This is a genomic window from Pseudoalteromonas sp. NSLLW218 (genome assembly GCF_015864775.1).
Lineage (GTDB): Bacteria > Pseudomonadota > Gammaproteobacteria > Enterobacterales > Alteromonadaceae > Pseudoalteromonas.
Genome location: NZ_JADYWO010000003.1, coordinates 397,321 through 422,574, shown reverse-complemented (window position 1 = coordinate 422,574; position 25,254 = coordinate 397,321). Strand labels below are relative to the sequence as shown.

The following is a 25,254-nucleotide window of genomic DNA, read 5'->3' as shown; positions in this document are numbered from 1 at the left end:
TTTATTTGCTCCATACCGTCATCGTTTCGTGTTCATCGTAGCCTGTATCTAGGTTCCAATTTTTAATTGCACTGCAATCAGTATCTAAAAATACGGCATTGGCAATAATGGTTATGTAGTGCTGAATATTGCTAACGGCAAAGTCAAAAATATCGTTGTAATGCATAGGCTCGTGCGGCGTTTTTAGTTGTTCAATAAAAGTGGAGTCTACTTCGTTTGGGCGAGGATAAAACAAACCTAAATCAGCAGCAACATGGCGTGCACAGGCAAATAATCGATAGCTTTCTTCAACATTATTTACCACAAGCTGAAAACCGTTATGCCATGAATTAAAGTTAGGAGCGTGTTGTGCAGCGTAGCTTGGGTGAACAGTTAATAAAGCATGTTGCCAAATTTTTGCAATATCGGTATCAAAATTATCGTCTATGTTAGTACAAGATCCAATATTTTGTTGCACGCGGTCAGCATAACCTAACTCACCTAAATTTAAACGCTGCCAAATAAATGCATCTTGGTTCATTTCGCAGGCACGGTGCGCCGTTTGGTTTTGCTCATACGGGCCTACTCTTAATTCAACAACCGGATGCACTGTTATATCCGCAGCAACATGGGCCATATAACCGCATAACCAAGCAAAACACTTTTCAAATGCTTCACCTTCAAGTGTTTTGCAGTATTCAATCATTGCTTTAAGTAAATCGCCTGTGTGCTCATAATGCATTAGGTCGGCCCATGCATTTTGGCTAGGCTGCGCTACAGCTAAGTAAGGATAATCGGGGGCTACACAACCTAGTTCGAGATATGCTTGGCGTTGGCTTAAAATAAGTTTTGCCTTTTTAGGCATATCCATTTTAGCGAGTGATTTGGTTTGCGTTGCAATATTAACGGCAGTGATGTGCGCAAAAGCACCTGGCATTGTCATATCCTTATGATTTATTAATAGCGGTACAGATTAACATTGAGAGGGGGTTAAATAAAGCTAAGTGAAGTGCATGTGAGTGTTTAAAAGAGACTAAATTAACTGCTCTATTAGTTGTCCATCTTCGTACAGCTTAGCATATTGACGTTTATGTTCTTCAAACAGATAGGCGCGTAATTGCTCTTGCCCGCTATGAATCTGAGTTATTTTTGCTGCAATCCCTAGGCTACTTTGCCTAACGGGTTCTACATCTATCGATATGCTTTCTTTGTTGGGTAAGGTAAAGCTCATGTGCTGTAATTTTTTTAAGCTCTCTCCACTTTTTAATGGTTTTAAAAATATGCCCGTACTGGAAATCGATTCAATATTAAAACCTTGGCTTTTAATATTTAGCTCACTCCAGCGCCAACTACGTTGAGTGCCCTTTGTATCAATTACTTCTGGTGCGCTTAAAGTGGGGTTAATTACACCTAACTCATCAATTTTTAATTGCAAGGGAAACCAAAGTTGGTAATTAGCAACTTCAGCAAGCAAAGTTAAATTAGCATGAGTGAGAAGGCGCGCTATGCTAGCAGGAACTGAGCTTTTCATTGTCAGTATATGATCGCGAGGAGAGCTTTGCTTTGTATTTGGTTTGAATAACTCAGCTAAAAAATTTACCTCTTCATTAGAAAAGTCCATATTTCACCCTAGTTACATAAAACAATGCACCACCGTAATTTAAACAATGAGTTTGATCAATAAATGCTCTGTTTAAATTTGTTTAGTAAATATTTATAAAGGCAAGCATGCAAACTAAACAACTTATTTTGATAAATTATTAACGCTATCGCTTTTCAGAGGCTTGAATTATTTAACACTTATAAAAATATATTTAGGCTCAAGTGGCTAGCTGTTAAACTACAACACATTATTTTTATAAATTTATTAGAGTTTACACTACGATGTGTGCATTTTTACGCAATCAAAAACCAAAATTGTTGAGTATGGTAGTTACATTATTTAGTGCTGCTTTTTCAATAAATTCAGTGGCCCAAGAGCAAAGCCAAACTTTAATTTTAGTGGGCTCAGAGCTAACTACCTGTACAAGCGCAAAGCTTAATAATTGCCAAAAAGAGGCAGCTATAGATGGTAAGTCACATAATTTATATACGGTTAACGACTCTCAAATAAAAAACATCACGCAGCACTGGCCTAATAATAACATTGAGGCAAAAACGGCTGTATTAAAAACACTTAAAGCCATACAAAGTAAATCGTCTAATAGCGTCTCAAAAACTGATTTACTCTGGCTATGGCGCGATATAAATAACCAGCAATTAGAAAGCCTGACTCAGCAAGAATACAATTTTGTATTAGATATGCTAGAAGTGCCGCTACTTAATAAAAACGGTGAGCGATTAAAAGAGCAAGTAAATACCGATTTTAATATTGAGGTCGCGACTAATAATATTTTACAATTTGTGTCGGGCAGTTTAAAAGTTAATAACGCAAAACCCACTATGCTTGCTATTACGGCATCGAGCCGCGACCCTTATGAGTCGGCAGATGTAGCGCAGAGTCTTTTAGCACAATCAAATATAAGCACTCAATGGTTAGCACTAACCCCAGCGCTTGCTAAAGCTATAACGAGTAACTCGTGCGATGAATTACCCGCTCTCAGAAATACATTAATGAATGTGTATAACCGTGAAGTGATTTATCCAGAGTACACAAAGGTGGAATACGCTTTATGCAAAGGTGGCACTAATGCACTTGTATCACTTATTAAAAATAGTACCGGTGTAATGTTTAATAGCGGTAATGCAGCATTAACTCACAAAGTATTATTTGATCAAAACAATAACCCATACCCGTGGACGCAAGCATTGCAAACTCGCCCAGTAATTGTAGGTGAAGGCGCGGGCGCATCAATCCAAAGTAAAGTGACGGGCATGCTTAAAAATACGACAAGCCTTGAGGCTCTTCGTAAAAGTGAAACTAACGCTAATGCTAATGCTGGTGGACTTGCTAGCTTTAATTTTGGTGTTATAGATACTCAATTTAGCGAACAAAACCGTACATTTAGGCTTGCAGCAGCGCTAAATAAAAACGAAGTGAAAAATACTAAAGCAGAGATTCAACATGGTTTTGGTATTGATGAAAATACAGCTTTGGTTGTTATTAAATCGCCAGAAGGTAGTTTAATGACCGTAATAGGTAAAAGTGGTGTAGTGCACTTAACTGAGCAAGGCAAGTCTCAAAAAGATAGTAATAACTATCGTTATTCGTACTGGCCTGCTAGTAGCGTAATTGATATTACCAATAACACGTTTACTCTAAGCGAGCGCACCATAGAGCAAGCGTTACCGGCTATAAAAATACCTCCACTGCCTGTGCAGCGTTTTGGCTCAATTTTAACAAATTCAAAGCTTCGCTCACTTACTCAAGCTATGTGCCTAAGCCAAGAGCAAAGTGCGGTCGCTCAACAAGACGAGTTTATAATTAGCCTTACAGCAACGAGTGACACACAGTATCATCGCGTAAATGCCAAAGAGTTTGGTTGTGCGCTAAGCAATTTAGAGTTAGTTATAAAGTCGATTTAGTGACTAACCTGAGCCAAGGGTTTAAGTTTTTGGCTCTTCTCTATAAAATAGCCACCATAATGATTTAAAAGCCTTACTAAAAGAGTTTTAAAATGAATAATGAAAATGACGTAATTGATACTTTAGCCGCACTAGAAAGCTTTTTAATAGATGTAGAAAACGGTGGCTTTGGACTTAAAGGTGTTGCTGGTGTTGGCATGGCTACTAATAACAAAGATGGCAGCCGTTTTGTTGCTGTGTTTGACGATAATCAAAAGCTACTTTTAGCACGCATGATTACAGAAGACGTATTCCAAACAGGGCAAGACATGGTACGAAATGGTGTAGGGCGCAAGCACTAACATTAACTTTACTGAATAACGACACTGCAAAATGCGTTATTCAGTAAGTATTTATAAAATCAAAATATTGAAATTAAAAGTACATTTCCCAATCTAGTTGGCACCATGGGTGCTCGTCATCAGCTAATATACTTTGTAATGTAGCAGCCGTATCATTTATTTTTTCAAATAAATCATGGCTAAAATTAAAGTCAGGGTTTGGCTCGCTGTACGTTTCTTGAGTTGTAATCTTTTGCCATATACACCGACCAACTACATAACTAGTTGCATACTCTTGCCAGCTAATAAATAAGGTTTGTGCCAGTTTTCCAATAGGCTTAAGGTAATGCCATGCTTCTTCTTCGGTTAAAAAATTAACGCTAACACCACAACGACATAAAAAAGCATAGCGGCCAATATCAAAAGCTCTAATACCACAACGAGCCAGTGAGAATTTATGTATTCCTGCCCAGTCCGACATAATACCTATAGGCGTATTTTGATAGGCAGTAGATTTATTCTCAATGTAGTATCTTGCTAATAAATCATTTCTGGTGAGTTCAGCCATACAACTCATGAAAACTTGGCTATTTGATGTGTTATTAAAAACATTTAAAGTTTCAATTAATTCTTCTTTTGTTGTAACGCCATAAGCATTATCTAAAATACTTAAATTACCGTTAGCAACTGACTCGTCAGTGTAGTTTTTATTGTGATGCTTTAAGGTATTCAATGAATAACCATTTTGCATTGAAAGGTGCCCTGAGAGGCTAATAAGCCATAATTTTTGTTCTGAACTTAAGGTCGCATCATCCGCAATTACATAAGGTACTTCACTTTGATTGTGCATCTACAATCTCCTTTGTTATTTGCAGTTTTTGGCATATATCATTGTAATTAGGATGCATTGGCTGTCCATGTTCAACGAGCTTTTCACAACACTCCACTGCAAATTCAAGTGAGTATATCCCAAGCCTCTGATGTCCGTATTTATCTGCGGCTAATATTAATATGGGTATTGCTGCATCATATTGATCTAAGGCAGCTAGCGATCGCCCTTTGTAATAGTAGGTTTGTGGTAAATTAGAAAACTCGCTCATCGTGATGTTTGCGAGCTTAATACAGGTATCAAAATCATCTATATCAAAAGCTATGTGAAGAAACTTTAAGCTCCAACTTGGTTGGTGTGTGATTTTTGGCATAGCTTGCTTAATCGCATAAATAGCGGCTTGTTTTATTTGCTTCACAATCGCTTTATCTTCGAAGTTTGCCAATTTAGCCATTAACGCATGTAGCATTGCCCAAGCATATTGCTGTTTATAGTCTAAATCAGCATAGAGGGCGTAACCCTTGGGTTTATTGGGTTTTCCATCATGATCAGTCGCTGGAAGATCTAATGTTTTGAGTTCTAATTGTGAGTATATATTCTCTTGTACAGAGCCTAGCACGCGAGGGGTTTTATAAAACTTGTTAGGAGATGGTTGTATTTTTTTTGCGATAGTTTCCATTATCAAATTGAAATCAATTGAGTCTGGGCAATATATAAATAAATCAACCAGTAGTGGCCAAGGATCTATCTGTTTTTGTAAATGTAGATTCATAAAGGCGATAAAAACGTCAAATGCTTCATCTAAGCGTTCTAGCTTAGCAAGGCATAAAGCCTGTAAATAATTGCAATCAGCGTGAAAAATTAGAGGGTATGTTTGAGTCGTTATTAAAGCATCTTTGTAGCGACCATTTTCAAATTGTAACGTCGCTATTTTAAGAGCGTTACTTTCCTCATTTTTTTTAAGATCTTTTATGTAGTATCGACGGGCGATAATCAAAGCAGAGCGAAGGTCTATATCCTCAGGGCTAGTATAAAAATAAGAGTTTAAATACGTATATGCTTTTTCATAATTTTTAAGGTGCAAATAACACAGACCAATCTCTTTAGTCATATTCATCGCATAAAAACTTTTCATAAGTTCTCGCTGCGCAAGATAAATAGTGAGTGCTATATCATAGTTTTTAAGCTTAAATTCTGCGTGTGCTTGTAAATCTCGCAGCTGATCTATGCTTGCATCTGTAGGCTCTGGCAATGAGGCAAGTAACTTACTAATTTCTGTATATGCACCCAATGTCCATAAATAGTTAGCAACATAAAGATAAAGTGACTCGTCATTATAAAATACCAAATTAATTCGCTGCATAAGCGTAATTAGCTGCTCAGCTGTAAGCTTAGAATATATACATTGCTCTTCTATTAAGTTACGTAACTGAAGATGCTGCTGCAGTTGTTCAAAGCTAATATTGTGATCAATGTTAGATAGGGCATCGATTCGCAGTGGTAGGCTCTGAATATAATGATGCAGTGCAATAGCAAGTTCACGGTAGTGATTATTTTTATTGGTTACTAACTCACTAGAGATTTTCATACTCTCATCTAAAAATTTAAATACCGTGGCAGATAAAAAGTAATTCTCTGAAAAGAAATCAATTAAAGTAAATGAGACTTGCTGACTTTGATCGACATCCCAAAATAATGGCGACGAAAATAATAACTTCCATTGTTCAACATCGCTGCGAGATAACACATTACAATATAATTCATTGAGTGCTGCTTGCAGCTCTGAAATAGAGCGAACACAATTTAACTCGATAGGTTGAGGCTTAACTATTTCAGCTTCTGTAGGTGCGGGAGAGGGCTCTTCTTCATCAAAAAATGACTCGTCAACAACGCCTTTTTTTTCGTGCTCATCTTCAAATACTTGATTGGGTGCTGTGTCTTCATTTTTAGCAGGTCGTTTAGCCTCTTTAATAGCTAACTCATATGCTTTTCGTAAATCTTTAAACTCTTCGGGAAACTCTGTTGGCGATGTTTTTTTTAGAATCTCTGTATAAGCGAGTTTAATAAGGCGTTTATCTGTTGTGGCTTCAATGCCTAATATTTTCCAATGGTTCATTACTTCACTCTTTATTTAATGCATGTAATTTTTTAACTGAAACTATTTTTTATTAGTTAACTTTAATAACTAACTTTAATAGCTAATTTTAATAACTAAGATAGCGCTTTATATTTTCGATCATACGCTCTATTTTGTGGTTATCGTGTGTTTCTAACACTTCCATAAATTGACCAGTCGCCTCGCCAATCTCTCGCCTTTTATCGCCTAAATTTTCTTGGAATAAACGCTCTAACTTTGCTTTAAATGCAGTATTTACAAGTTTGTCTTTAGGCAAAACCTTAAGTGCGTTAAGTCGTGAAAAACGTTCACGTAACTCACTTTCACTCAAGCTTTCTTCATTTTCGCCTACATAAGTGCGGTATTTTTTGTCACTTGCAACATTAGTTACTTCAACCTCAAGTACACCATTAAGATCGTAGGTATATGTTAAATATAACTCTTGTATTATATTTAACGGCTCAAGATTTATTTCTAAATCGCCTAAAAACACATTATCTTTAGGGAGATAATGTTCACCCTGATAAATTTTAATGAGTACTTTTTCTTGTTCAGGGTGAGCTGAATAAACAGAACGAGTTTCGCTTACAGGAATCGTCGCGTTACGTTCTATAATAGGCAAAAACTCAGACTGACCATGTTTGTTGTTTACCTCCACGCCTAAAGTGAATGGGCAAACATCAGTCATTATTACGTCTTTCAATTCTTTAGCACGTGCGCTCATACCTGCCTGAATTGCAGCACCAGTAGCGATAGCATGGTCAGGGTTATATTGAGTTTGCGGTATACGTGAAAACACACGGCTAATTTGCTGTTGAAAAATAGGCATACGCGTGGCGCCGCCAACAAGAATAAGTCCATCAACGTCTTCAAGTGTTAAGTCAGCGTCAGACATCGCACGGTTAATAGGAAACTTAATTCGCTCAATTAACTCGCTACACAATGTACGATAATCTTCCAGAGTGAGGGTATATGAATACATTTTTTCTTTATATTCAAAATTAAAGCTGGCTGTTGAATCGTTAGTTAATTGGCACTTTAAACGCTCGCACAACGACCAAATATTACGTAGTTCACTATCTGAGAAAAAACCTTTGTACAAATCGTTTTTCTTATAAATATCTTCTTCAATAACGTTCGTAAAGTCGTTACCGCCTAAGTAGTTATCACCCGATGAGGCGTGTATTTCAAATATGTCGTTAAATACCTCAATAACCGACACATCAAATGTACCGCCACCAAGGTCCAGTACTAAGTAAGTTTGCTCACAGTCTTTATTATCGAGCCCATAAGCGAGTGCTGCGGCTGTGGGTTCATTAAGTAATCGCTCAACTTTAAGGCCTGCAAGTAAAGCCGCTTGTTGCGTTGCTTGGCGTTGTTTATTGTTAAAATAGGCAGGTACCGAAATAACGGCTTCAGTAATAGGCTCTTGTAAATAATGTTCGGCTTGCTCTTTAAGGCTTTTTAATAAAATGGCTGATAGTTCAGTTGCGCTATAATCTTGCTCGCCCAATGAAAAGGTTTTATCAGTGCCCATAAAACGTTTAAATTCACAAATTGTGTGTGCGGGGTGGGTTGCTAATCGATCCCTAGCGGCTTGGCCTACAAGAATATAATTGTCTTCTGACAAGCCAACAATTGAAGGAACGAGCACATTACCCTCCATATCCGGAATCAACTTAACCGCGTTATCTTGCCATATTCCCACTACGCTATGAGTTGTACCGAGATCTATCCCTATTTTCATTTTATTTCCCTTACTGAATGACTTAAATCATCGCTATGCTAAGTTACTTAATACAGAGCCTTAAATTCAACTTAGTTTTGCACCGACGTAATTATACAGTTTAATTAAAAACCTATTATTAATATCTGATTGAAAATTATACGCTTAACTTTATTTTATTAAAATAGGTAGCGGTTCTTGATGAGAGCAAAGAGGTCTTTAAAAGAATACATATTGGGGAGGTGCAAGCAGATTAGTATTAAGGTTGATAACAAAAAAATATGGATCTAGATATAGAGTATTATCGAATTGCTGGAAGTAAAGTTTACTGATGGTTAGGTTTAGATTAACGAAGATTGTTATTTTTAAAGGAATTAATTGGTCGGTATGGAGAGATTTGAACTCTCGACCCCTGCCACCCCATGACGGTTTTAGCTGTTGTATTTAAAGTTAAATTCAATCTTAAACCCTTGTTTATAATTGATTTTAGCTTCTCGTGATTTCAGCAAGTTTCTAAAAATCAAGTTACACTGGCTACACATTGGCTACACGCTCGGGTTCAATATTGCAGATTTAACTTCAATAACACAAGCTAAACTATCGACATTTAAAAAAAGTGCAAAACCGCGACAACAGTTAGGATGCGACAAAATTTCAGGGTTTTTCTATCTTAAGCTTTCTCAGGGTGGCGCATGGCGATTGCGTTACACCGACTTACTTGGAAAGCGAAGAACAGCCACAATAGCAGACGCGAACATAAAACCAAGCCAAGCGGCAGCGGAGGCTATTTCATGGAAGGCTAAATTAAGAGAGGGCATCGATCCGCTTTCATACAAAGAAGGCTTAGCGCAATCACAACGCGAAGAAGAACAGCTAAAAGCAGCCAATGTATATTTAAAAGTAGGTGAGTTTTTTGAGGCAATCTATACCCCGCATAAATTAGATAACTACCGGTATGGCGCAGGTACATTAAAAGTAATTAAACATAATTTTGATCACTTGTTTAACCGTGAAATGGATAAGCTAAATAGCGCTGATATTTTACAGTGGTATAACAAACGCAGGGCTAAAGGCATAAAGCGCTCTACCTTAGTTCGCGATTTTGGCGCGTTCAAAGCTATGCTTAATTATGCTGCTCAACCATTAAAAGGTGTAAGTGAGCCTATTCTTAAAGTTAATCCAATTAAAAGCATTACTTTGCCAGCTTTAACCATTAAAGAGCAAGATGAGCTAGAGGCGCATAATGAGAAGCTAAGCCACCAGCGCGATATATTCAGCCAAGAGGTTAAACAGCAAATAAACACAGGTTTAGCTCTTTACACTGAAAAGTTAAAACGTCAGAGGCGCTCAAGCATAGCCCACGGCAAAAGCCACCTTATTAATTTAGATAACTTAACTTACCCACACTGGTTTATTCCTTTTTGCCATATTGCACGTTTAACGGGTATGCGCCCATCTGACATATACGCTTTAAAATGGGAAAACTTACTGTTTAATCAATTCAACGACCAAACCACACTTATTTTCACACCTAGTAAAACTAAAAAAGCAGAGAACAGCCGAAAGATTAAATTTCCTGTTACTGGAGAGTTAAAGCATGTATTCGATAGCTGGGCAGCACAACAAGAACAGGCTAAACATGGCTTAATATTCAAATCAGAACGCACTAACAAAACTTTAGAGCGTAAAGCCCATTTAAGGCATTGTGTAGTGGTACAGTGATTTTGGCCACCCATTAAGAAAGAAATGTTATGCTAATTAAGCATACAAATTTGGGTGAAAAAATGACGAAATCAAAACGCGCAACATATTCAGCGGCAATTAAATTAGAAACGGCTCAGCTTGTGGTGGACCAAGGTTATACACAAGAAGATGCAGCCAAGGCTATGGGGGTAAATCAACCGTCAGTAAATGGGTTACCCAATTAAAGCAAGAGCGTAATGGTCAGTCACCATCAGCTTCGCCAATGACACCCGAACAAATTGAAATCCGCGAACTTAAAAAGCAAATCCAACGCATTGAATTAGAAAAGGATATATTAAAAAAGGCTACCGCTCTCTTGATGTCCGACTCCCTGAACAATTCTCGCTAATTGAGAAATTAAATCAACGAGAGCGTTATCCAATTAGTGTGCTATGTAGTGTATTCAATGTGCATCGCAGCAGCTATAAATACTGGGTCATACGCGATACAACGCCGACACTTGAACAAGTAAGGTTAGAGGCTGAAGTAAAAGCAATACATGCGATGAGTGGTGGTTCAGCAGGGGCACGGACAATCGCAGCAATAGCAACGAACAATGATTTTGAATTGAGCCGTTATCGTGCAGCTAAGCTAATGATTAAATTAAAGCTTGAAAGCTGCCAAGTACCTCAACATTCATATAAACGTGGTGGTAATGAACACCTTGAGATCCTAAACCTGCTTGATAGACAGTTTGATGTTGTTGAGCCAGATACCGTGTGGTGCGGTGATGTGACGTATATTTGGACAGGCAATCGCTGGGCTTATTTAGCCGTCGTTATTGATTTGTTTGCACGCAAAGTGGTTGGCTGGGCAATGTCGTTGTCACCAGATACTAATTTAACGCTAAAAGCGCTTGAACTCGCGTACGAAAGCAGAGGAAAACCGACAGGACTCATGTTCCATTCAGACCAGGGTAGTCATTATACAAGTTTAAAATATCGCCAACGTTTATGGCGCTATAAAATCACACAAAGTATGAGTAGGCGTGGAAATTGTTGGGATAATGCGCCAATGGAGCGATTTTTTAGAAGTTTTAAGACAGAGTGGATCCCAAAGGTTGGATATGAAAACTTTAAAGATGCTAAATATAGTGTGAGTGATTATATCAATGGATATTACAACAATGTTAGACCGCATCATTATAATGCTGGTTTAGCACCAAATGAATCTGAGATTAGATACCAAGATTCTAAAACTGTGGCCAAAATTAGTTGACCACTACAAGTCAATAAAAAAGAATAAGATGTTTTTTATAGCCAATTATTAAGTAGATGCCTCAATCGTCTTGACTAAATAAATATAGTCCACCCTCCGCCTCGAACAACTTAATGTAACTAGCGCCTCAATACCAGGCTGGTTATCACTCATCCCCGCACTGCTTTGTAGCGTGCTAAGCTTAAAGATCAATAAAAAACTGGAGTACACTAAACTCGCCAATTAAAATCGTTTTTCTTCTAATTGATATATTTACCTCATTATATCGGTTTGTGGAGGCAATGAGGGGGGTAACAATTTGACGGTACGCGAGCCGCGTAAATGTCTACTCGTACCACGTTTACTTGTATATGTGAGCAAACAGCAATTTGACTAATTAACTATTATATTTAGCCAATCACAATGACCGCTATTCGCTCTAAGCGGACTAGAAAAAATTTCACAAAATTTATTGCCAAAAGAATTCTGGAATCAAATTTAGATTAGATCTATTTAATAAAATTAGAGGGCTAGTGCTTTTTTAAATCATGCAATTGATAAAAAACTTTAGTCTCGTTGTAACTTCAAGATACCTTAGAGAAGCCAGAGCAAATTGATGGCATTTTAAGTTCAGGCAGAACCAGACTCAACTACTGAATCTGGTTCGTGCTATAAATAAGCTCGTCATCATATTTTTAAATTAAAGCTGTTATTTACCTAACAAACATCCAAATACCGGCAGCTATCATAAATAAGTTTTCTGTTAGAGAGATAAACCCTAGTGGTACGTTACTGTCACCGCCTACACACGCACATTTTAACTCTCGTTTATCTATATAGACTGCTTTTATCACTGAAACAGCACCAACCCCACCTATGAATAATGAAATAGGGGCAATAATATAGGCTGGTAATCCGGCTATCATTCCAATGCCAACAAATGCTTCTAAAAATGGGTAAACATAAGCGTACCTGACTACTTTCATAGCGACTAAGTCATAGGTTATAAATGAATTAGTAAAGCTAAATAAGTCTTGAAGCTTTTGTATTGCTAACACTGCCATTGTTAGGGCTACAAACAGTTCAGCGGTTTGCATTGATAATAAGCTATTATCCGATGCAAAACTAAATGCCACACTAAGCAAAAAACTAACCGAAAAAATCGCAATCACGGGCGTGTAAGTTGTACCTTCTTGGGCTGCTTGTGGCTTATTAAAGTAATCACGTAAATCGTCGTAGCCACCTATACGTTTATTATCAATAAATGCTTGAGGTGTAGTTTCTACACTGTGTTGTTTTTTAAATTCATCTGTTTGCTCTCGAGAAGTTAAAAGCTGATCATCAACTGTATATCCCTCTCGCTCTAGTAGGTCTTTTGATTTTAAACCAAACGGACAAATATGCTCATCTGTTGCCATTCTAAAAAGTTGGGCTGATTTACTCATGCTTTACTCCTTATGTTATGCGGTTTATTTATTTATTTGAATTGAAATCTGGAACAGCTCTTAATTGTGCTTGAGAATTGGTTTGTGCAATGCCGTTTTGCTCTATATCTTTTAGGAGCCATTGCATTTCTTTTATTTCTCGCTCTTGGGCTTCAATTATATTTGTAGCTAGCTTTTGAACGCGTTTATCTTTGCTTTTTGCCCTGTCACTGGTGAGTATGGCAATTGAATGATGTGGGATCATCGCCGACATCCATGAGCTATCATCAACAGTCACTTGTGAGCGAACTAAAAATAAACTTCCTGCAAATACGGCAACACTAGCAATGAGTACTGTTATATTTTTCTTTTTATCTTTATACATATTGAGCATGAAAAGTAGCATTATCACTGCCATCGTGGCTCCCATATAAAGCGCCATATAAGTACGAGTTTCACTAAAATAAACATGACTAAGTTGGTAGGTGTTCAAATACATCAATACAAACATGGTTATTGTGGATGTTGCTATCATTAAAAAAAATTTTGAATAGTGTGACATTGTATTGCTCCTTAAAAGTTTTGTATTTTGTTTTTACATGTGAGTAATTTTTACACTATCAAGCTCACAAATCAGTGTTTCCTGTTGTGTAAAATGGGTATTTAACAATTAAATCAAAAATTATGCCGTTAGGCTAAAATTGCTCGCTGGATTTACTTATGTATCTGTAGGTTTCTTCATTTGAGTTGTCAGTGAGTAGTTCAATATTATATTTGTGAAATATACCCTCCATTTCCATTCCGGGAGTGCCAATAGGCATGGCTGGTACACTTAAGCCTGTAATGTGCGGAGCGTGTTGCCCAGATAAAAACTGTTTTATATGTTTAACGGGAACATGACCTTCAAATACAAATCCATCGGCTGACACGGCTGTATGGCATGAGCGCATATTAGGTTTTATTTGATACTGAGATTTAATCGACCCCATGTCATTAACGTTAATTGCTTTTGTTTGAATATTGTTTTCACTCAAATGAGCAATCCACTTATTACAACATCCACAATTTTTACTTTTATAAACGGTAAGCTCAATTTCAGGTTTTTCTGAATTTTCATAGATTATTGATATTTTATGCTGTTTTTCGATACTCATTGCCGAAAATGACATAGTTAATGATAAAAAAAACGCTGAGGTAATGTAGATTACTCGCATTGTTAACTCCTTAATTAGACCAGTGAATATGAGTGATTTTCCAACCTTTATCGGTGTTTTTTAATGTGATTGATTCCATTCCCGTAGACTTAATATCTTCCCTTTATACTTTCCTTGAGTTTTACTTCTTGAAATTGAGTAAGCTATGTCTCCATTTGTGTGAACTTGATGCTCTAGCAGTTCACTATCAACTGCACTTAAGAATTTCATATCCGCTATCATATGATGGTTCGCGTATTCATCTGCAGAACGCTCAACAATTCCGCCTTCAAAAATGACGACATCGTCGGCTAGTAATTTACGGGCACCTTTGGCATCGCCTTGTTTTAGGGATGCATGAAATAAGCTAACTGCCTTTGCAGCTTCGCTATCAACATTAACAAAGACCCAGCCTTTTTTTGTGTGCTCTTCATGGGTGTGTGCGTTCACAGCAAAAGAACTAACAGCGCTAAAAATTAGTAGCAATAAAATTTTTAAATTAGAGGATTTAATTAACATACATTTTCCTTTTTTATTAATCGTTAAATAGGCGGACCAACAAGTGTTGTAAATACACTTGTTGTAATAAGTACAAATAGGGCAATTAATATTTCAACAGTGATCGAGCGTTTTAATATACTTATATGGTGTTGTTGAGTGATTTGCGGGACTAAAAAAAGCTTATGCCATGCACCTAGTAACAGCATCGCGCTGACGAGTAACAGCTTTAATAAAATTAGTTGCCCATAATTTGATGTAAACAATGCAGAAAATGACTCTAGGTACTGCAGGAGCAGAGTTAAGCCCGAAATAAGTAGTACAAATACAATAACAATAGCGAGTTGACCAAAGTAATGCATTAACCGCTTTACTTCGCTGGTAGGTAGTAAAGTGCAGCTTTTGTAAAGCGGCCACAATGACCCTAACCAGCTCGCAATGGCAATAAGGTGAAAGGTTAAAATACTTTTCACTAACCCATTTTCATTTGCACTGTGCCCAGTAAAAGTGAAGCTATAAGCGATAAACCCAAGCATGATTAGTATAACGGCAACGTTTTTATAACCTGCTACGTTATCATCTGATTCCACACTCCACATACATGCGCTAATTAGAGCAATAATAAGCGCTGGTATTCTAAACGTTGCTTGGTCACCTATGACTGATTGCCAAACAATTTCAAGCATAAAGGGGTCAAACATTCCCATAAAGCCTGATTCAGCCATTGCTCCAGCTTCTATTGGTACTTGTAAAAGTGCAGCAATACTACCTGTAACTACACACGTAATTTGCCAACGTTTTAAGAACTGATAAAAGCTAATTAAGTGATGCCCTGCAACATTGCTGTTGCCACACATAAAGCGCATTAATAAAGTGCCCGCAAGCCCTGCAATTGCGATATAGCTTGCTAGTTTTAATAATAGTAAGAGTACTGACCATTCACTTAATTGCATTATGTTGCTACTTAATGATTATGTTTGCTGTGGGTATTAGATTGTTCTTGCATCATCTTATGCGATTCACTTTTGTGTACCATAAATCTAAACGTGTCGGTCATTTTATGTCCATCACCACCCAGTGCTGTCCATTTAACCGTGTAAGTGCCTTGGACTAAGCTCGGCAATGACCAACTAAAGTCTGTGCTTGGGGTAGAGCTTGGTTTGAAATCAAAGTTTATTGATTTATTTTTTTCATCTTTGATGATGACTTTTGCTAGCCTTACTTCACCACCAAAAGTTAACGAAAGTTGCTCTGGGCTTTTCATTAACATGGCTTCTTGCGCAGGTGTTGATTGCTTGAGTGATATATGCGCTGATGCGGAAAATGTAAGTACTAAACCTAAAATAGCTACTGCAGAATTAAAAAACTTCATAATTACCTCTTATTTAAAATGATTAAAACCAAAATTTAATACCCGCAACAAATGCGGTGTTGTTGCTACTTTGTCCACTTGATGTGGCATAGTCGGCGGTATTGCCAAATTTATTGCTCCATTCAACGCCAATATAGGGCGCAAACTGGCGTGTAAATTCATAACGAACCCTAAAGCCAATCGCGCTGCTTGATAGGCCACTTCCAAGTTCGTTTTGTTTATCGTTTTTGCCATAAAGTGTAATTTCGGCTCGCGGTTGTATAATTAGCTTTTGCGTGAGTAATAGTTCGTACTCTGCCTCTAACGTAAATGCGGTATTGCCTCGCTCACCTACGTATGCTGTCATATCAAGTTCAAACCAATAAGGGGCTAAACCTTGTAAGCCAAAAGCCAACCATTGCCGATTTTCACCTTCTTTATTGTAATCAAGACGAACACCTGCTTGAGTATCCCAATATGCTGATACGGCGTGACCCCATAAAATATCGGTTTGGTTTTCTTCAATACTTCCTTCGCTGAAATCACCCTCGGTTTTAATTACCAATCGATCAAAGGTAGTGCCGTACCATGCTTGTAAGTCAAATACACCTGCGTTTGCTTGCTCGTTATATTCAAGACGATCGCCTAGTAATGCGTAAAATGGATGCTCATCAGCGAGTGTTAATCGCTCATTGCCCTCAAGCGCATATGGGCCTTCTGTTAAAGTTGTTCCCGCAGAGTAAGCATGGGGGTCTCTTGCATCTTTAGGTGCACTTCCTCCTTGTGGTTGCATCTTAGCGCTATTCATTTGTGCCATTTCACTTTGCGCTAATAAAGGGAAACTAATTAATGAAGCCCCTGTTAACATTAATAAACCTAATGATTTAGATAGTTTTAATTGTTTCATGATACGACTACCTCTCTAAACATACCGGCATCCATATGGAATAATAAATGGCAATGCCAAGCCCAGCGACCTACATCGTGAGGGGTGGTTAAAAAGCTGATTCTTTGTGCGGGTTGAACAGGTATCGTATGACGTCGCACTTGCACATCACCTTGCTCGTTTTCTAAATCGCTCCACATACCATGCAAATGCATAGGGTGCGTCATCATGGTATCGTTTTGTAAAATAACTCTTAAACGTTGGTTATGCTTCATATGCACTGGCGTGCTTTTACCAAATTCTAAGCCATCAAATGACCAGCTATAACGCTCCATGTTTCCGGTTAAATGCAGCTCAATTTCAGCTTCTGGCTCTTGCTGGTTAGTGATCCCTTCAAGTGAGTGTAAATCTGCAAGTGTTAAAACACGACGACCATTTTTACGTAAACCAATACCAGGATCATCAAGATTTGTTCTCGGCATATCAACGCGCATATCAACTGAAGCTCCATACTCCGTTTTTGCATGACGCACTTTAGAGCTGGCAACCGCTAATGGGTTTTCAGACATACCATGTTTGCTATGATCCATCGCCATTGCACCGTGCCCCATAGCGCTATGATCCATTTCTTTAGAGTTCATATCTGACATGCCTGCCATACCAGCCATTGCAGAATGCTCACCGCCGTGGGTCATATTGCCCATCATATCGGTCATCGTTAACCATTCAACAGGGTCAAGTGCAGGTACTGGCGCATCAATATTAGGCGAGCTTGATAAAGTTCCTTTTGCGTAACCAGAGCGATCCATACTTTGAGCAAAAATCGTATAGGCATCATTTTTAGGCTCAACAATTACGTCGTAGGTTTCACCAGGGCCGAATCTAAATTCATCAACTGTCACTGGTTCAACGTTTTGCCCATCTGCTTGTACAACCGTTAGTTTTAACTCGGGGATACGCACGTCAAAAAAGCTATTACTAGAGCCATTAATAAACCTTAACCTAAGCTTTTCACCAACTTTAAATAATCCACGCCAGTTTGCCATTGGAGTACTACCGTTCATTAAAAAAGTCATTGCTGATGCAGATAAATCAGCTAAATCTGTAGGATTCATTCGCATCTGATTCCACATTTTTCGGCGCTGTAGAGCATTTGAAATACTGCTGCTTGAAACGTCATCGAAAAACTCTGGGACAGTGGGTTGATTGAAGTTAAATACATCACTCTGTACTTTTAATTTACGGAACAGCGCCATTGGGTCATCATCAGTCCAATCAGATAATTGAATAACATGCTCGTTATCTGCACTAATAATATCGTTTTCTCGCGGTTCAATAATTAATGCACCGTACATGCCTGTCATTTCTTGAAAGCCACTATGTGAGTGATACCAATATGTACCGCTTTGTTGCAGTTTAAATTTATAAACAAAGGTTTCGCCCGGCATAATGCCTTTAAAGCTGATACCTGGTACGCCATCCATTTGATACGGTAAAATAATGCCATGCCAATGAATTGAACTCGGTACTGATAACTTATTTGTTACTCTAATAGTAACGTCATCGCCTTCTTTGAGGCGCAAGGTAGGAGCGGGTATAGATCCATTGATAGTTGTCGCCATACGTACTACGCCAGTAAAGTTAACCGGCGATTCATCTATAACCAGATCAATTACTTCGCCGCTAAGTTCGGGCACAGTGCCTGTTATTGTTCCTGCTACTAAAGATGATGCAGCATGTAATACACTCGGAAAAGCAGCAAGTACACCTCCTGCAATTAAGCCTTGAACAAATCGTCTTCGTGGTGTGCTAACCTGTTGTGATGACTTTTTAAACCCCATTTCCTTACTCCTTCATAGCAGAATATGTATTGAGTATAGAAAATAGACCTGTCTTCAACATGACGCGAACATTACAAAGTTGTAATCTTGGTGTCATGTTGCTGTAGTGACAGATACTGCATAATATTTGCAGAGGTAGTTGTTAGGACTTTAATGAAGGAATTGTATGCGCTTATTAGTTGTTGAAGATGAAGCAAAAACGGGAGATTATTTAAAACAGGGACTAAGTGAAGCTGGTTTTCAGGTTTCTTTGGCGCGCAATGGTCTTGACGGTCATCACCTAGCAATGACCGAATTATTTGATGTAATAATACTTGATGTCATGTTACCTGACGTATCCGGTTGGAAAATTTTACAGTCGCTACGTGAAGCAGATAACAAAACCCCAGTACTATTTTTATCTGCTCGCGATAGCATAGACGATAGAGTAAAGGGGCTCGAACTTGGTGCTGATGACTATTTAATAAAGCCTTTTGCTTTTGCTGAAGTTTTAGCAAGAGTACGCACTCTTATTCGCCGTGGTGCAGTACAAACAGTTGACGATATACTGATCGTTGCTGATTTAGAAATGGATATTCCAAAGCGAAAAATACAACGTGCAGGCAAGCGTATTTTATTGAGTAATAAAGAGTTTAGCTTACTTGAACTATTGTTACGGCGCGAAGGTGAAGTACTACCACGTTCGTTAATTGCTTCTCAAGTATGGGATATGAATTTTGATAGCGACACCAATGTGATTGATGTTGCCATTCGTAGGCTAAGAGCAAAAGTTGATGATGACTTTACTATTAAATTAATTCATACAGTTCGCGGTATGGGCTATAAATTAGAGGTTGAAACTGATGGCTATTAAGTCACGGCCTTTATCACTTACGATGCGTGTTGTGTTGTTTGTGGCTGTAACCGTTATTGCGTGCTTAACTTTAGTTGCCACCTTAATAAATAGTTCGATAAAACATCATTTTTTCCAGCAAGATAGTAGTGAACTGCATGTTATTAATCAATCTATTGAATTAGTTTTAAGACAACACTATAAATCAAACCTGAAACTTAAAAATGAATTATCTAACGCTGTAGCGGGTCATCACGGTGTTTACTATCAGGTAAATACCGCAAAAGGAGATCTCATTTTTCAAAGCTCTGAACGAGATTTTAGTGATTTTGTAATGAGTGCTAAGGCTTCAACTGGCTTTAACCGTAACAACATTACCTCATGGCAAAATGATACCCACACCTACCGAGCTCTGGTGAGTAATTTAAGTACTGAGCAACAGCAATACAAAATTACTACAGCGATAGACATGAGCTTTCATTTACACTTTCTCAATCAATTTCAACAAAGCCTTTGGGCCATTATGTTTGGCTCAGCGGTACTCATTTTATTGGTGGCTTGGTTTGCTATACATCAAGGATTAAACCCTTTACGAGGTTTAAGTCAGAAAATACACGATATCCAAACTAATAAAATGGATGTAAGGCTCGATGAAAATAAAGTGCCTATTGAGCTTGTTAATATGGTGCAGTCGTTTAACTCAATGCTCGACAGGCTCCAGGGGGAATTTATTCGCTTATCAAATTTTTCTAGTGATATTGCTCATGAACTACGAACTCCACTAACGAATATAATTACTCAAACACAGGTTGGATTATCTAAAAAAAGGCAGTTGGAAGAGTATCAAGAATTATTATTTTCTAACTTAGAAGAACTCGAGCGATTAACGAAAATGGTTAGTGATATGCTTTGGCTCGCCAAAACTCAAAACGGGCTAATTAAACCCGTTCAAAACACTCTAAAAAGCCATGATGAAATTGAAGTGTTATTTGAGTATTTTGACGCTTTGGCTGAAGACTCATTGATTGCATTTAATAAAAAAGGTCAAAACCTTTGTTTTTATTGTGACAAATTACACTTTCGTCAATTATTATCAAACTTACTATCCAATGCAATTAGGTACGCCCCAAAAGGCTCATCAATCACTGTAAACAGTGAAATGACCACCGCTGAAAAAATATGCATTTCAGTGATTAATACAGGGGAGAGAATACCTTCTGAGCATTTACCTTATTTATTTGACCGCTTTTATCGACCTGATAAGTCGCGGCAACGACACAGTGACGGAGCAGGTTTAGGGCTTGCAATAGTTAAAGCTCTAGCGCAAGCAAACGGTGGAGATATAGAGGTCAGTTCAAATAATCAAACTACCAGCTTTAAAGTTTATTTAAATTTAGTTAAAAGCTAATTATTAAAACCAATAACTCAATGTTTGCTTGTAGCTCTTTGGCGAAGTTCAGCTAAGTGCTGTGAGTTCAACCACTCAAAGCTGCCTATCTTCTTTTAATTTCCAATTCACAGGTGTCCGGCATTTTTCAAGTTAGTTGTTGCCTTAAGTTTCAAACTTTTTGTTCGCTTAAGCATAAATCAAAACTCTTTAATTCTTGGTGCGGTCTTTTGCTGCCAATATGTTAGCCAGTAGGCGACTAGTAAACTAGCAATTGAAAATAAAAGCATAAATATAGCTTTAAGGGTGCTATCTCTTGTCGAATCATAAATTAATATAGGTATTGCAATGAAAGGGAGTGAACCTGCTATAGCTCGATAAAAACCTACTAGATTAAAACCAACTTGATATGAAAGTGCATGTAATCTGTATTTAAACGTTCTAGTAGAATCGGATAAAGACAAGCTGTATTTAGAAATAGCCCAAACAACACTATGCAAAATAGTCAGTAGAAGAAAGTAGTATATTAGATAGTCAGGGGGAGTAATCCCTTCGAAAAAGCTAACTAGGCCTTCTACACCTGAAAATTGTAGTACTAAAAGACAGGGTATTGAGCCAAACACAATTGCACAAATAATTTCATCAAATAATAAGTGTGAAGTGGTTTTTCTTTTTTGATTGATGTGCATAACATTCTCTAATGTACTTTTAGATTAAAATTACAATTTGAAAAACATGGAGACAAGTTAAATGTGTTTATTTTTTAAAATAATGATAAAGCTGGTTTATAAGGGGGCCATTAGCTGTCTTCCTATATATCCCCCCCTTTTATACCTTAAAAGTATAAAATAATTTAAGGTATGTGTTGTGCGATAAATGTGCGATAAAGAAGAGAGTTTAATTTATAACAATTTGAAATAAAGAGGAATTAATTGGTCGGTATGGAGAGATTCGAACTCTCGACCCCTGCCACCCCATGATGTGACGCTATATCGAGTTAACTTATTGTAATTTATAAATTATAAATGCAATTAACTGATTTTATGTACAGTTAACTTTGCAATTTTTATCATTTTTACAATTCAATAAAATCAAGCGGTTACGGCCCTTATTACAAATCGAGTATTTACGTTATCAGTTAAGTTCAATATAAACAACCCATTAGAAAATTTTAATCAAAAGTCTCACTTTCCTCAATAAGTTAGTTTATCTCTCAAAATGAATTGACTTAATTAATACTTGTATAAATAAACAGTATTTTATTTTAGTGTGTATGTTTGTTATTCCTATTTATATCGAGGCGGGTATTACTGGTTTTGAATCGACGGCAGCGCAATATAAAGAGCTGGGTTTAACTTTGGATGAGCTACTTATTAAGCATCCTGATGCTACCTTTTATAGGTTTAGCATCGGGGCAGTCTATGCAGGGGGTAGGGATATTCGATGAAGATTTGTTGATCGTGCTGTTGATGTAATTACAGGAGATGTAGTAGTTGCTACTTACAATGGCAGCTTTGTCTGTAAAATTGTCCATAAAGAAGAGCGTTTGCCAATGTCGACATCAGATGACTACGCACCAGTGTACATAACACCTGAAGATGGCTTTTGCTTAGAAGGTGTTGTTACTAAGAGTATTAGGCTACACAAGTACTGCGCAGAGTTAAAAAGATTTGATTGAATCTTTTGAGGTTGTATAGTTGAGATGCAGGTATGCACTTATTGGATATAGTGGTCTTTAAAAGGAAGATATATGAATAATCGATTTATCGTAGAAAATACAGGGCCAAACCAAGGTAATCTTGAACTGGCTTTTTATACGGCATTAGAAGTTTGTAAGGGAAGGTCACTTACAAATATAATAATAGTCTTTCCTACGAAGCAAGGATTTAAGAATTCTATCGTAGCTAACTTTTTAGGTAAGCAAGCAACAAAGACAATTTTAGATGGTGGCACAGTTAATGCTATCGATGGTATTAAGCTTACCTTTCGAACCCCCAAAAATATTGATAAATTTTCAAATAACGAAGTGATTTTTGCTATTTATACTTCAGAAATTGACATGAATTTAGTTGATTCAGCAAGGTCTGAAGCGATTGTATTTTTGCCTTGGAGGGAAGATGAAGGTAAAGATTGGTTAGCAATTTGGAATCCTAAAATTATTGGGCCTACAACTTGGGCTATTGATACAGATGTTCTTAGCTCTGAAGCTCAGGAAGTGATACTTAGCTTAGGCCGTAGTATAAATATGTCAACAGGTCTAACTCATCCATCTGATAAAGACTTAGCTAAAAGATTGTTTTCTTCTCTCAGAAATACAAACACTTTAACTCCTGAGTTAGTAAAGAGGTTTGCTATTCAAAATGGTTGGGAACCATTACGAGCTCAGGAGTTAGCTGTTTTTTCTGAGAAATATTGCTAACTTAACTTTTAAATAAAAGCGGATTTTGTAATTATTCAATGTCCGCTTTATTAACTTTCAAGATTGTTTGGTGCGTTTCGTTTAAATACTGGCGCATTGCTCGTAAAATTTTACCTGTCCAGCCGTCTGATGTTACATCGCCGCTGAATCCTATGTCTTTAGAGCCTTCAGCTATAATCTTTACTTTAGTTGTATTCTCTTCTTCCTTAAAGTATACGCCAGCAATGACGTTCCAATCATGTGCAGTCATACCATGTTCACCAATAACAGCGCCTTTGGATTTATCTGCCATGCGTAAAGAGAATCCCGCACTACCTAATGCTACTTTAGCAGCATCGTAAATTTGGTCGGTTGTATAGCCATGGAATGTTTCAACATGTTGATATTGTGACCAACCTGTTTTACCTTCTGGTGCATCAAAATCGACCATAGCTACATCATGGGGAACCATATTTACATTGGCGCATGCGTACAAGAATATAGGAAGGGTTAGGGTAATTAATTTACGCATTATGTGTCCTTTAAATTCCATTTTTAGTTTTTCTATCTTACCTAATTATTTTATAAGGTGTAAACATAACCCGCTAATTAAGCGGGTTTTTATATATTGTAATACCTCTCACACTTCGTTTTATTTTTTCAAGGTTGTCTGATAACACCCATAACATCCCTGCTAGGGTGTCTTTATCCATTGCTTCAAAGTGATCTTCGATACATAGCGCGTTAATTGCGGCTTCTGCTTGGTAGATGTTTTTATCTAGTTCGTTTTTAAGTTGTAGCGCTTTGTTGTTTTGCATTTGGTATTTCCTGCTGTTTTCGTTGAGGAAAAGATACAAGTAATTTTGTTCATTAAAAAGTGAAAATACGTACGTCCTGTGGTACAAATTACGTCGTAAAGTTCGTATTTAGATGTTATATATCAAGAAGGACGTAGTAAATGAAGCGAATTACCCCCGCAAACTTAAGAGAGTTACGTAAAAAATTAGGTTTATCGAGTCAACAAGCGGCAGATAGTGTTTATAAGAACCGGCGATTATGGCAAAGGTATGAAGCACCGGTGACTGCTAGTAGCAGCTTGAACATACCGCCAGCAACACTTGAACTATTTTGCTTAAAGCACGGTTTACCGTACCCGCCAAATAAGCAAGGGAAATTAGGAAAGCTAGTTAGCTTTTATGGTGGCCAAAGTGGTGCAGGGCATACGTCACTAACTATTGATATATGCACTGCTTTAATGGCCGATGGGTATGAGGTACTTGTTATTTCTGACCCTGATGGTTGCGCAATGTATGGCGAGATGTCTGTTAAACATAACTATCCATTTCCAAGAACGATAGAAGTTGAAAGCTCAAATAATTTGAGTTTCACGAATGACTTAGTAAATTTACCTTACTCTTCTTCTCCAGGTGCCTTAAAGCCGATAATAGATAACTACGATTTCGTATTTCTTGATATTGGTTTTATGATGGCTGAAAAGTATTTTGATGTTTTAGAACCTGATTTGATTATTGGTCCTGCGAAAATCAATGAATTGCCGGACCGTAATGGGAGAGCTTTTAATAATTTAGAGAAGTTAGCTGCAAGATTCTCAGAGCAGAAAAATAACAAAACTAAATTAGCGTTATTGATGGTCGCAGTATCAACAGGTTATGCATTTAGCCCCGGATACTATGGTTTATTTGATTCAAGTGCTGATGATTATGAAGAAGAGAGAGATATTTATTTTAAACAGCAGGAGGTAAAAAAATTAAATCAAGAAAAATTGTTGGAACTCTTTAAAGGTTTAATAGGGAAACCGAACATGTTTTTAATGAATAGTTATACATCAGATGCTTACGATAGCTATAGAGAAAGATATGCTAAAGGATATAGTATATTCAACAAAGCGCCTAATTCGCTACCAGCCCATGAACTACGAAGTGTTAAAAATGAAATTTTAAGGTTGCTTGGTGTTCCAGAAAGAGCTTATTGATATATAACTACAATTT

22 protein-coding genes and 3 pseudogenes are annotated in these 25,254 nt (G+C 37.4%); 9 read left to right on the top strand and 16 right to left on the bottom strand.

From position 1 onward, the window contains the following. Position 1 precedes the first annotated feature (1 nt). Both I6E80_RS06755 and I6E80_RS06750 read right to left on the bottom strand, forming a co-directional pair. A complete protein-coding gene (locus I6E80_RS06755; protein ID WP_197185150.1) occupies positions 2-916 on the bottom strand; it encodes a zinc dependent phospholipase C family protein in 915 nt (304 codons plus the stop codon). Between the two features lie 96 nt (positions 917-1,012). Next, positions 1,013-1,600, bottom strand: a complete 588-nt coding sequence (locus I6E80_RS06750) for a hypothetical protein (protein WP_024600468.1) — start codon at positions 1,598-1,600, stop codon at positions 1,013-1,015. Positions 1,601-1,905: 305 nt separating this feature from the next. Here I6E80_RS06750 and I6E80_RS06745 point away from each other — a divergent pair, with 305 nt between their 5' ends. Continuing rightward, positions 1,906-3,504: a cyanophycinase gene (locus tag I6E80_RS06745; protein WP_231616737.1), complete on the top strand. Its 1,599-nt coding sequence runs from the start codon at positions 1,906-1,908 to the stop codon at positions 3,502-3,504. A 92-nt stretch (positions 3,505-3,596) separates the two neighbouring features. Continuing rightward, entirely contained in the window at positions 3,597-3,845 is a 249-nt protein-coding gene (locus I6E80_RS06740) for a hypothetical protein (RefSeq protein WP_024600470.1), read from the top strand. Positions 3,846-3,918: 73 nt separating this feature from the next. On the opposite strand, the gene I6E80_RS06735 is transcribed toward I6E80_RS06740, so the two are convergent. From I6E80_RS06735 to I6E80_RS06725, 3 genes are all read right to left on the bottom strand, one after another. Next, a complete protein-coding gene (locus I6E80_RS06735) occupies positions 3,919-4,674 on the bottom strand; it encodes a DUF1266 domain-containing protein (RefSeq protein WP_197185148.1) in 756 nt (251 codons plus the stop codon). Further along, on the bottom strand, positions 4,658-6,769 hold the full coding sequence (locus I6E80_RS06730; protein WP_197185147.1) for a CDC27 family protein: 2,112 nt from the start codon (positions 6,767-6,769) through the stop codon (positions 4,658-4,660). Before I6E80_RS06730 ends, I6E80_RS06735 begins: the two co-directional genes overlap by 17 nt. A gap of 88 nt (positions 6,770-6,857) precedes the next feature. Beyond that, positions 6,858-8,516 (bottom strand): Hsp70 family protein, encoded by a 1,659-nt coding sequence (locus I6E80_RS06725; protein WP_197185146.1) that lies wholly within the window; start codon positions 8,514-8,516, stop codon positions 6,858-6,860. Between the two features lie 459 nt (positions 8,517-8,975). Between I6E80_RS06725 and I6E80_RS06720 the strand changes: the two genes are divergently transcribed. Together I6E80_RS06720 and I6E80_RS06715 are read left to right on the top strand one after the other, a co-directional pair. Continuing rightward, positions 8,976-10,217 carry an integrase arm-type DNA-binding domain-containing protein gene (locus I6E80_RS06720; protein ID WP_331459329.1) on the top strand — a complete coding sequence of 414 codons (1,242 nt, stop codon included), beginning with the start codon at positions 8,976-8,978 and terminating at the stop codon, positions 10,215-10,217. Between the two features lie 62 nt (positions 10,218-10,279). Beyond that, positions 10,280-11,456, top strand: a pseudogene (locus I6E80_RS06715) (IS3 family transposase). A gap of 692 nt (positions 11,457-12,148) precedes the next feature. Here the strand turns inward: I6E80_RS06715 and I6E80_RS06710 are convergent. The 8 genes and pseudogenes from I6E80_RS06710 to I6E80_RS06675 all read right to left on the bottom strand — a co-directional run bounded on the left by I6E80_RS06710 (position 12,149) and on the right by I6E80_RS06675 (position 18,628). Beyond that, positions 12,149-12,880 (bottom strand): MauE/DoxX family redox-associated membrane protein, encoded by a 732-nt coding sequence (locus tag I6E80_RS06710; protein WP_002963060.1) that lies wholly within the window; start codon positions 12,878-12,880, stop codon positions 12,149-12,151. 28 nt (positions 12,881-12,908) lie between these two features. Continuing rightward, positions 12,909-13,421 carry a DUF305 domain-containing protein gene (locus I6E80_RS06705; protein ID WP_197185144.1) on the bottom strand — a complete coding sequence of 171 codons (513 nt, stop codon included), beginning with the start codon at positions 13,419-13,421 and terminating at the stop codon, positions 12,909-12,911. Positions 13,422-13,554: 133 nt separating this feature from the next. Further along, positions 13,555-14,073, bottom strand: a complete 519-nt coding sequence (locus I6E80_RS06700) for a DUF411 domain-containing protein (RefSeq protein ID WP_197185143.1) — start codon at positions 14,071-14,073, stop codon at positions 13,555-13,557. A 10-nt stretch (positions 14,074-14,083) separates the two neighbouring features. Beyond that, a pseudogene (locus I6E80_RS06695) lies at positions 14,084-14,571 on the bottom strand (DUF4440 domain-containing protein). Positions 14,572-14,594: 23 nt separating this feature from the next. Beyond that, positions 14,595-15,503 (bottom strand): copper resistance D family protein, encoded by a 909-nt coding sequence (locus I6E80_RS06690; protein WP_121954843.1) that lies wholly within the window; start codon positions 15,501-15,503, stop codon positions 14,595-14,597. An 11-nt stretch (positions 15,504-15,514) separates the two neighbouring features. Next, positions 15,515-15,922, bottom strand: a complete 408-nt coding sequence (locus I6E80_RS06685; protein WP_010558009.1) for a copper resistance CopC family protein — start codon at positions 15,920-15,922, stop codon at positions 15,515-15,517. Between the two features lie 22 nt (positions 15,923-15,944). Beyond that, positions 15,945-16,808 carry a copper resistance protein B gene (locus I6E80_RS06680; RefSeq protein ID WP_010554095.1) on the bottom strand — a complete coding sequence of 288 codons (864 nt, stop codon included), beginning with the start codon at positions 16,806-16,808 and terminating at the stop codon, positions 15,945-15,947. After that, entirely contained in the window at positions 16,805-18,628 is a 1,824-nt protein-coding gene (locus I6E80_RS06675; protein ID WP_121954844.1) for a copper resistance system multicopper oxidase, read from the bottom strand. The genes I6E80_RS06680 and I6E80_RS06675 overlap by 4 nt, the downstream gene beginning before the upstream one ends. Positions 18,629-18,794: 166 nt before the next feature. On the opposite strand from I6E80_RS06675, the gene I6E80_RS06670 reads away from it, so the two are divergent. Continuing rightward, on the top strand, positions 18,795-19,481 hold the full coding sequence (locus I6E80_RS06670) for a heavy metal response regulator transcription factor (protein WP_010388408.1): 687 nt from the start codon (positions 18,795-18,797) through the stop codon (positions 19,479-19,481). Beyond that, entirely contained in the window at positions 19,471-20,868 is a 1,398-nt protein-coding gene (locus I6E80_RS06665; protein WP_197185142.1) for a heavy metal sensor histidine kinase, read from the top strand. Before I6E80_RS06670 ends, I6E80_RS06665 begins: the two co-directional genes overlap by 11 nt. Before the next feature lie 179 nt (positions 20,869-21,047). On the opposite strand, the gene I6E80_RS06660 is transcribed toward I6E80_RS06665, so the two are convergent. After that, the gene (locus tag I6E80_RS06660) at positions 21,048-21,536 is read right to left on the bottom strand and encodes a hypothetical protein (RefSeq protein WP_024594351.1); all 489 of its coding nucleotides are present in this window, start codon (positions 21,534-21,536) and stop codon (positions 21,048-21,050) included. A gap of 584 nt (positions 21,537-22,120) precedes the next feature. Here I6E80_RS06660 and I6E80_RS06655 point away from each other — a divergent pair. Then, positions 22,121-22,525: pseudogene (locus I6E80_RS06655) on the top strand (LexA family protein). A gap of 72 nt (positions 22,526-22,597) precedes the next feature. Beyond that, positions 22,598-23,266 carry a hypothetical protein gene (locus I6E80_RS06650; protein ID WP_197183814.1) on the top strand — a complete coding sequence of 223 codons (669 nt, stop codon included), beginning with the start codon at positions 22,598-22,600 and terminating at the stop codon, positions 23,264-23,266. 31 nt (positions 23,267-23,297) lie between these two features. On the opposite strand, the gene I6E80_RS06645 is transcribed toward I6E80_RS06650, so the two are convergent. Beyond that, a complete protein-coding gene (locus tag I6E80_RS06645; protein WP_197185141.1) occupies positions 23,298-23,777 on the bottom strand; it encodes a hypothetical protein in 480 nt (159 codons plus the stop codon). Positions 23,778-23,850: 73 nt separating this feature from the next. Further along, positions 23,851-24,063 (bottom strand): hypothetical protein, encoded by a 213-nt coding sequence (locus I6E80_RS06640; protein ID WP_197183816.1) that lies wholly within the window; start codon positions 24,061-24,063, stop codon positions 23,851-23,853. 140 nt (positions 24,064-24,203) lie between these two features. Between I6E80_RS06640 and I6E80_RS06635 the strand changes: the two genes are divergently transcribed. After that, positions 24,204-25,238: a hypothetical protein gene (locus I6E80_RS06635; RefSeq protein ID WP_197183817.1), complete on the top strand. Its 1,035-nt coding sequence runs from the start codon at positions 24,204-24,206 to the stop codon at positions 25,236-25,238. Positions 25,239-25,254: the final 16 nt, after the last annotated feature.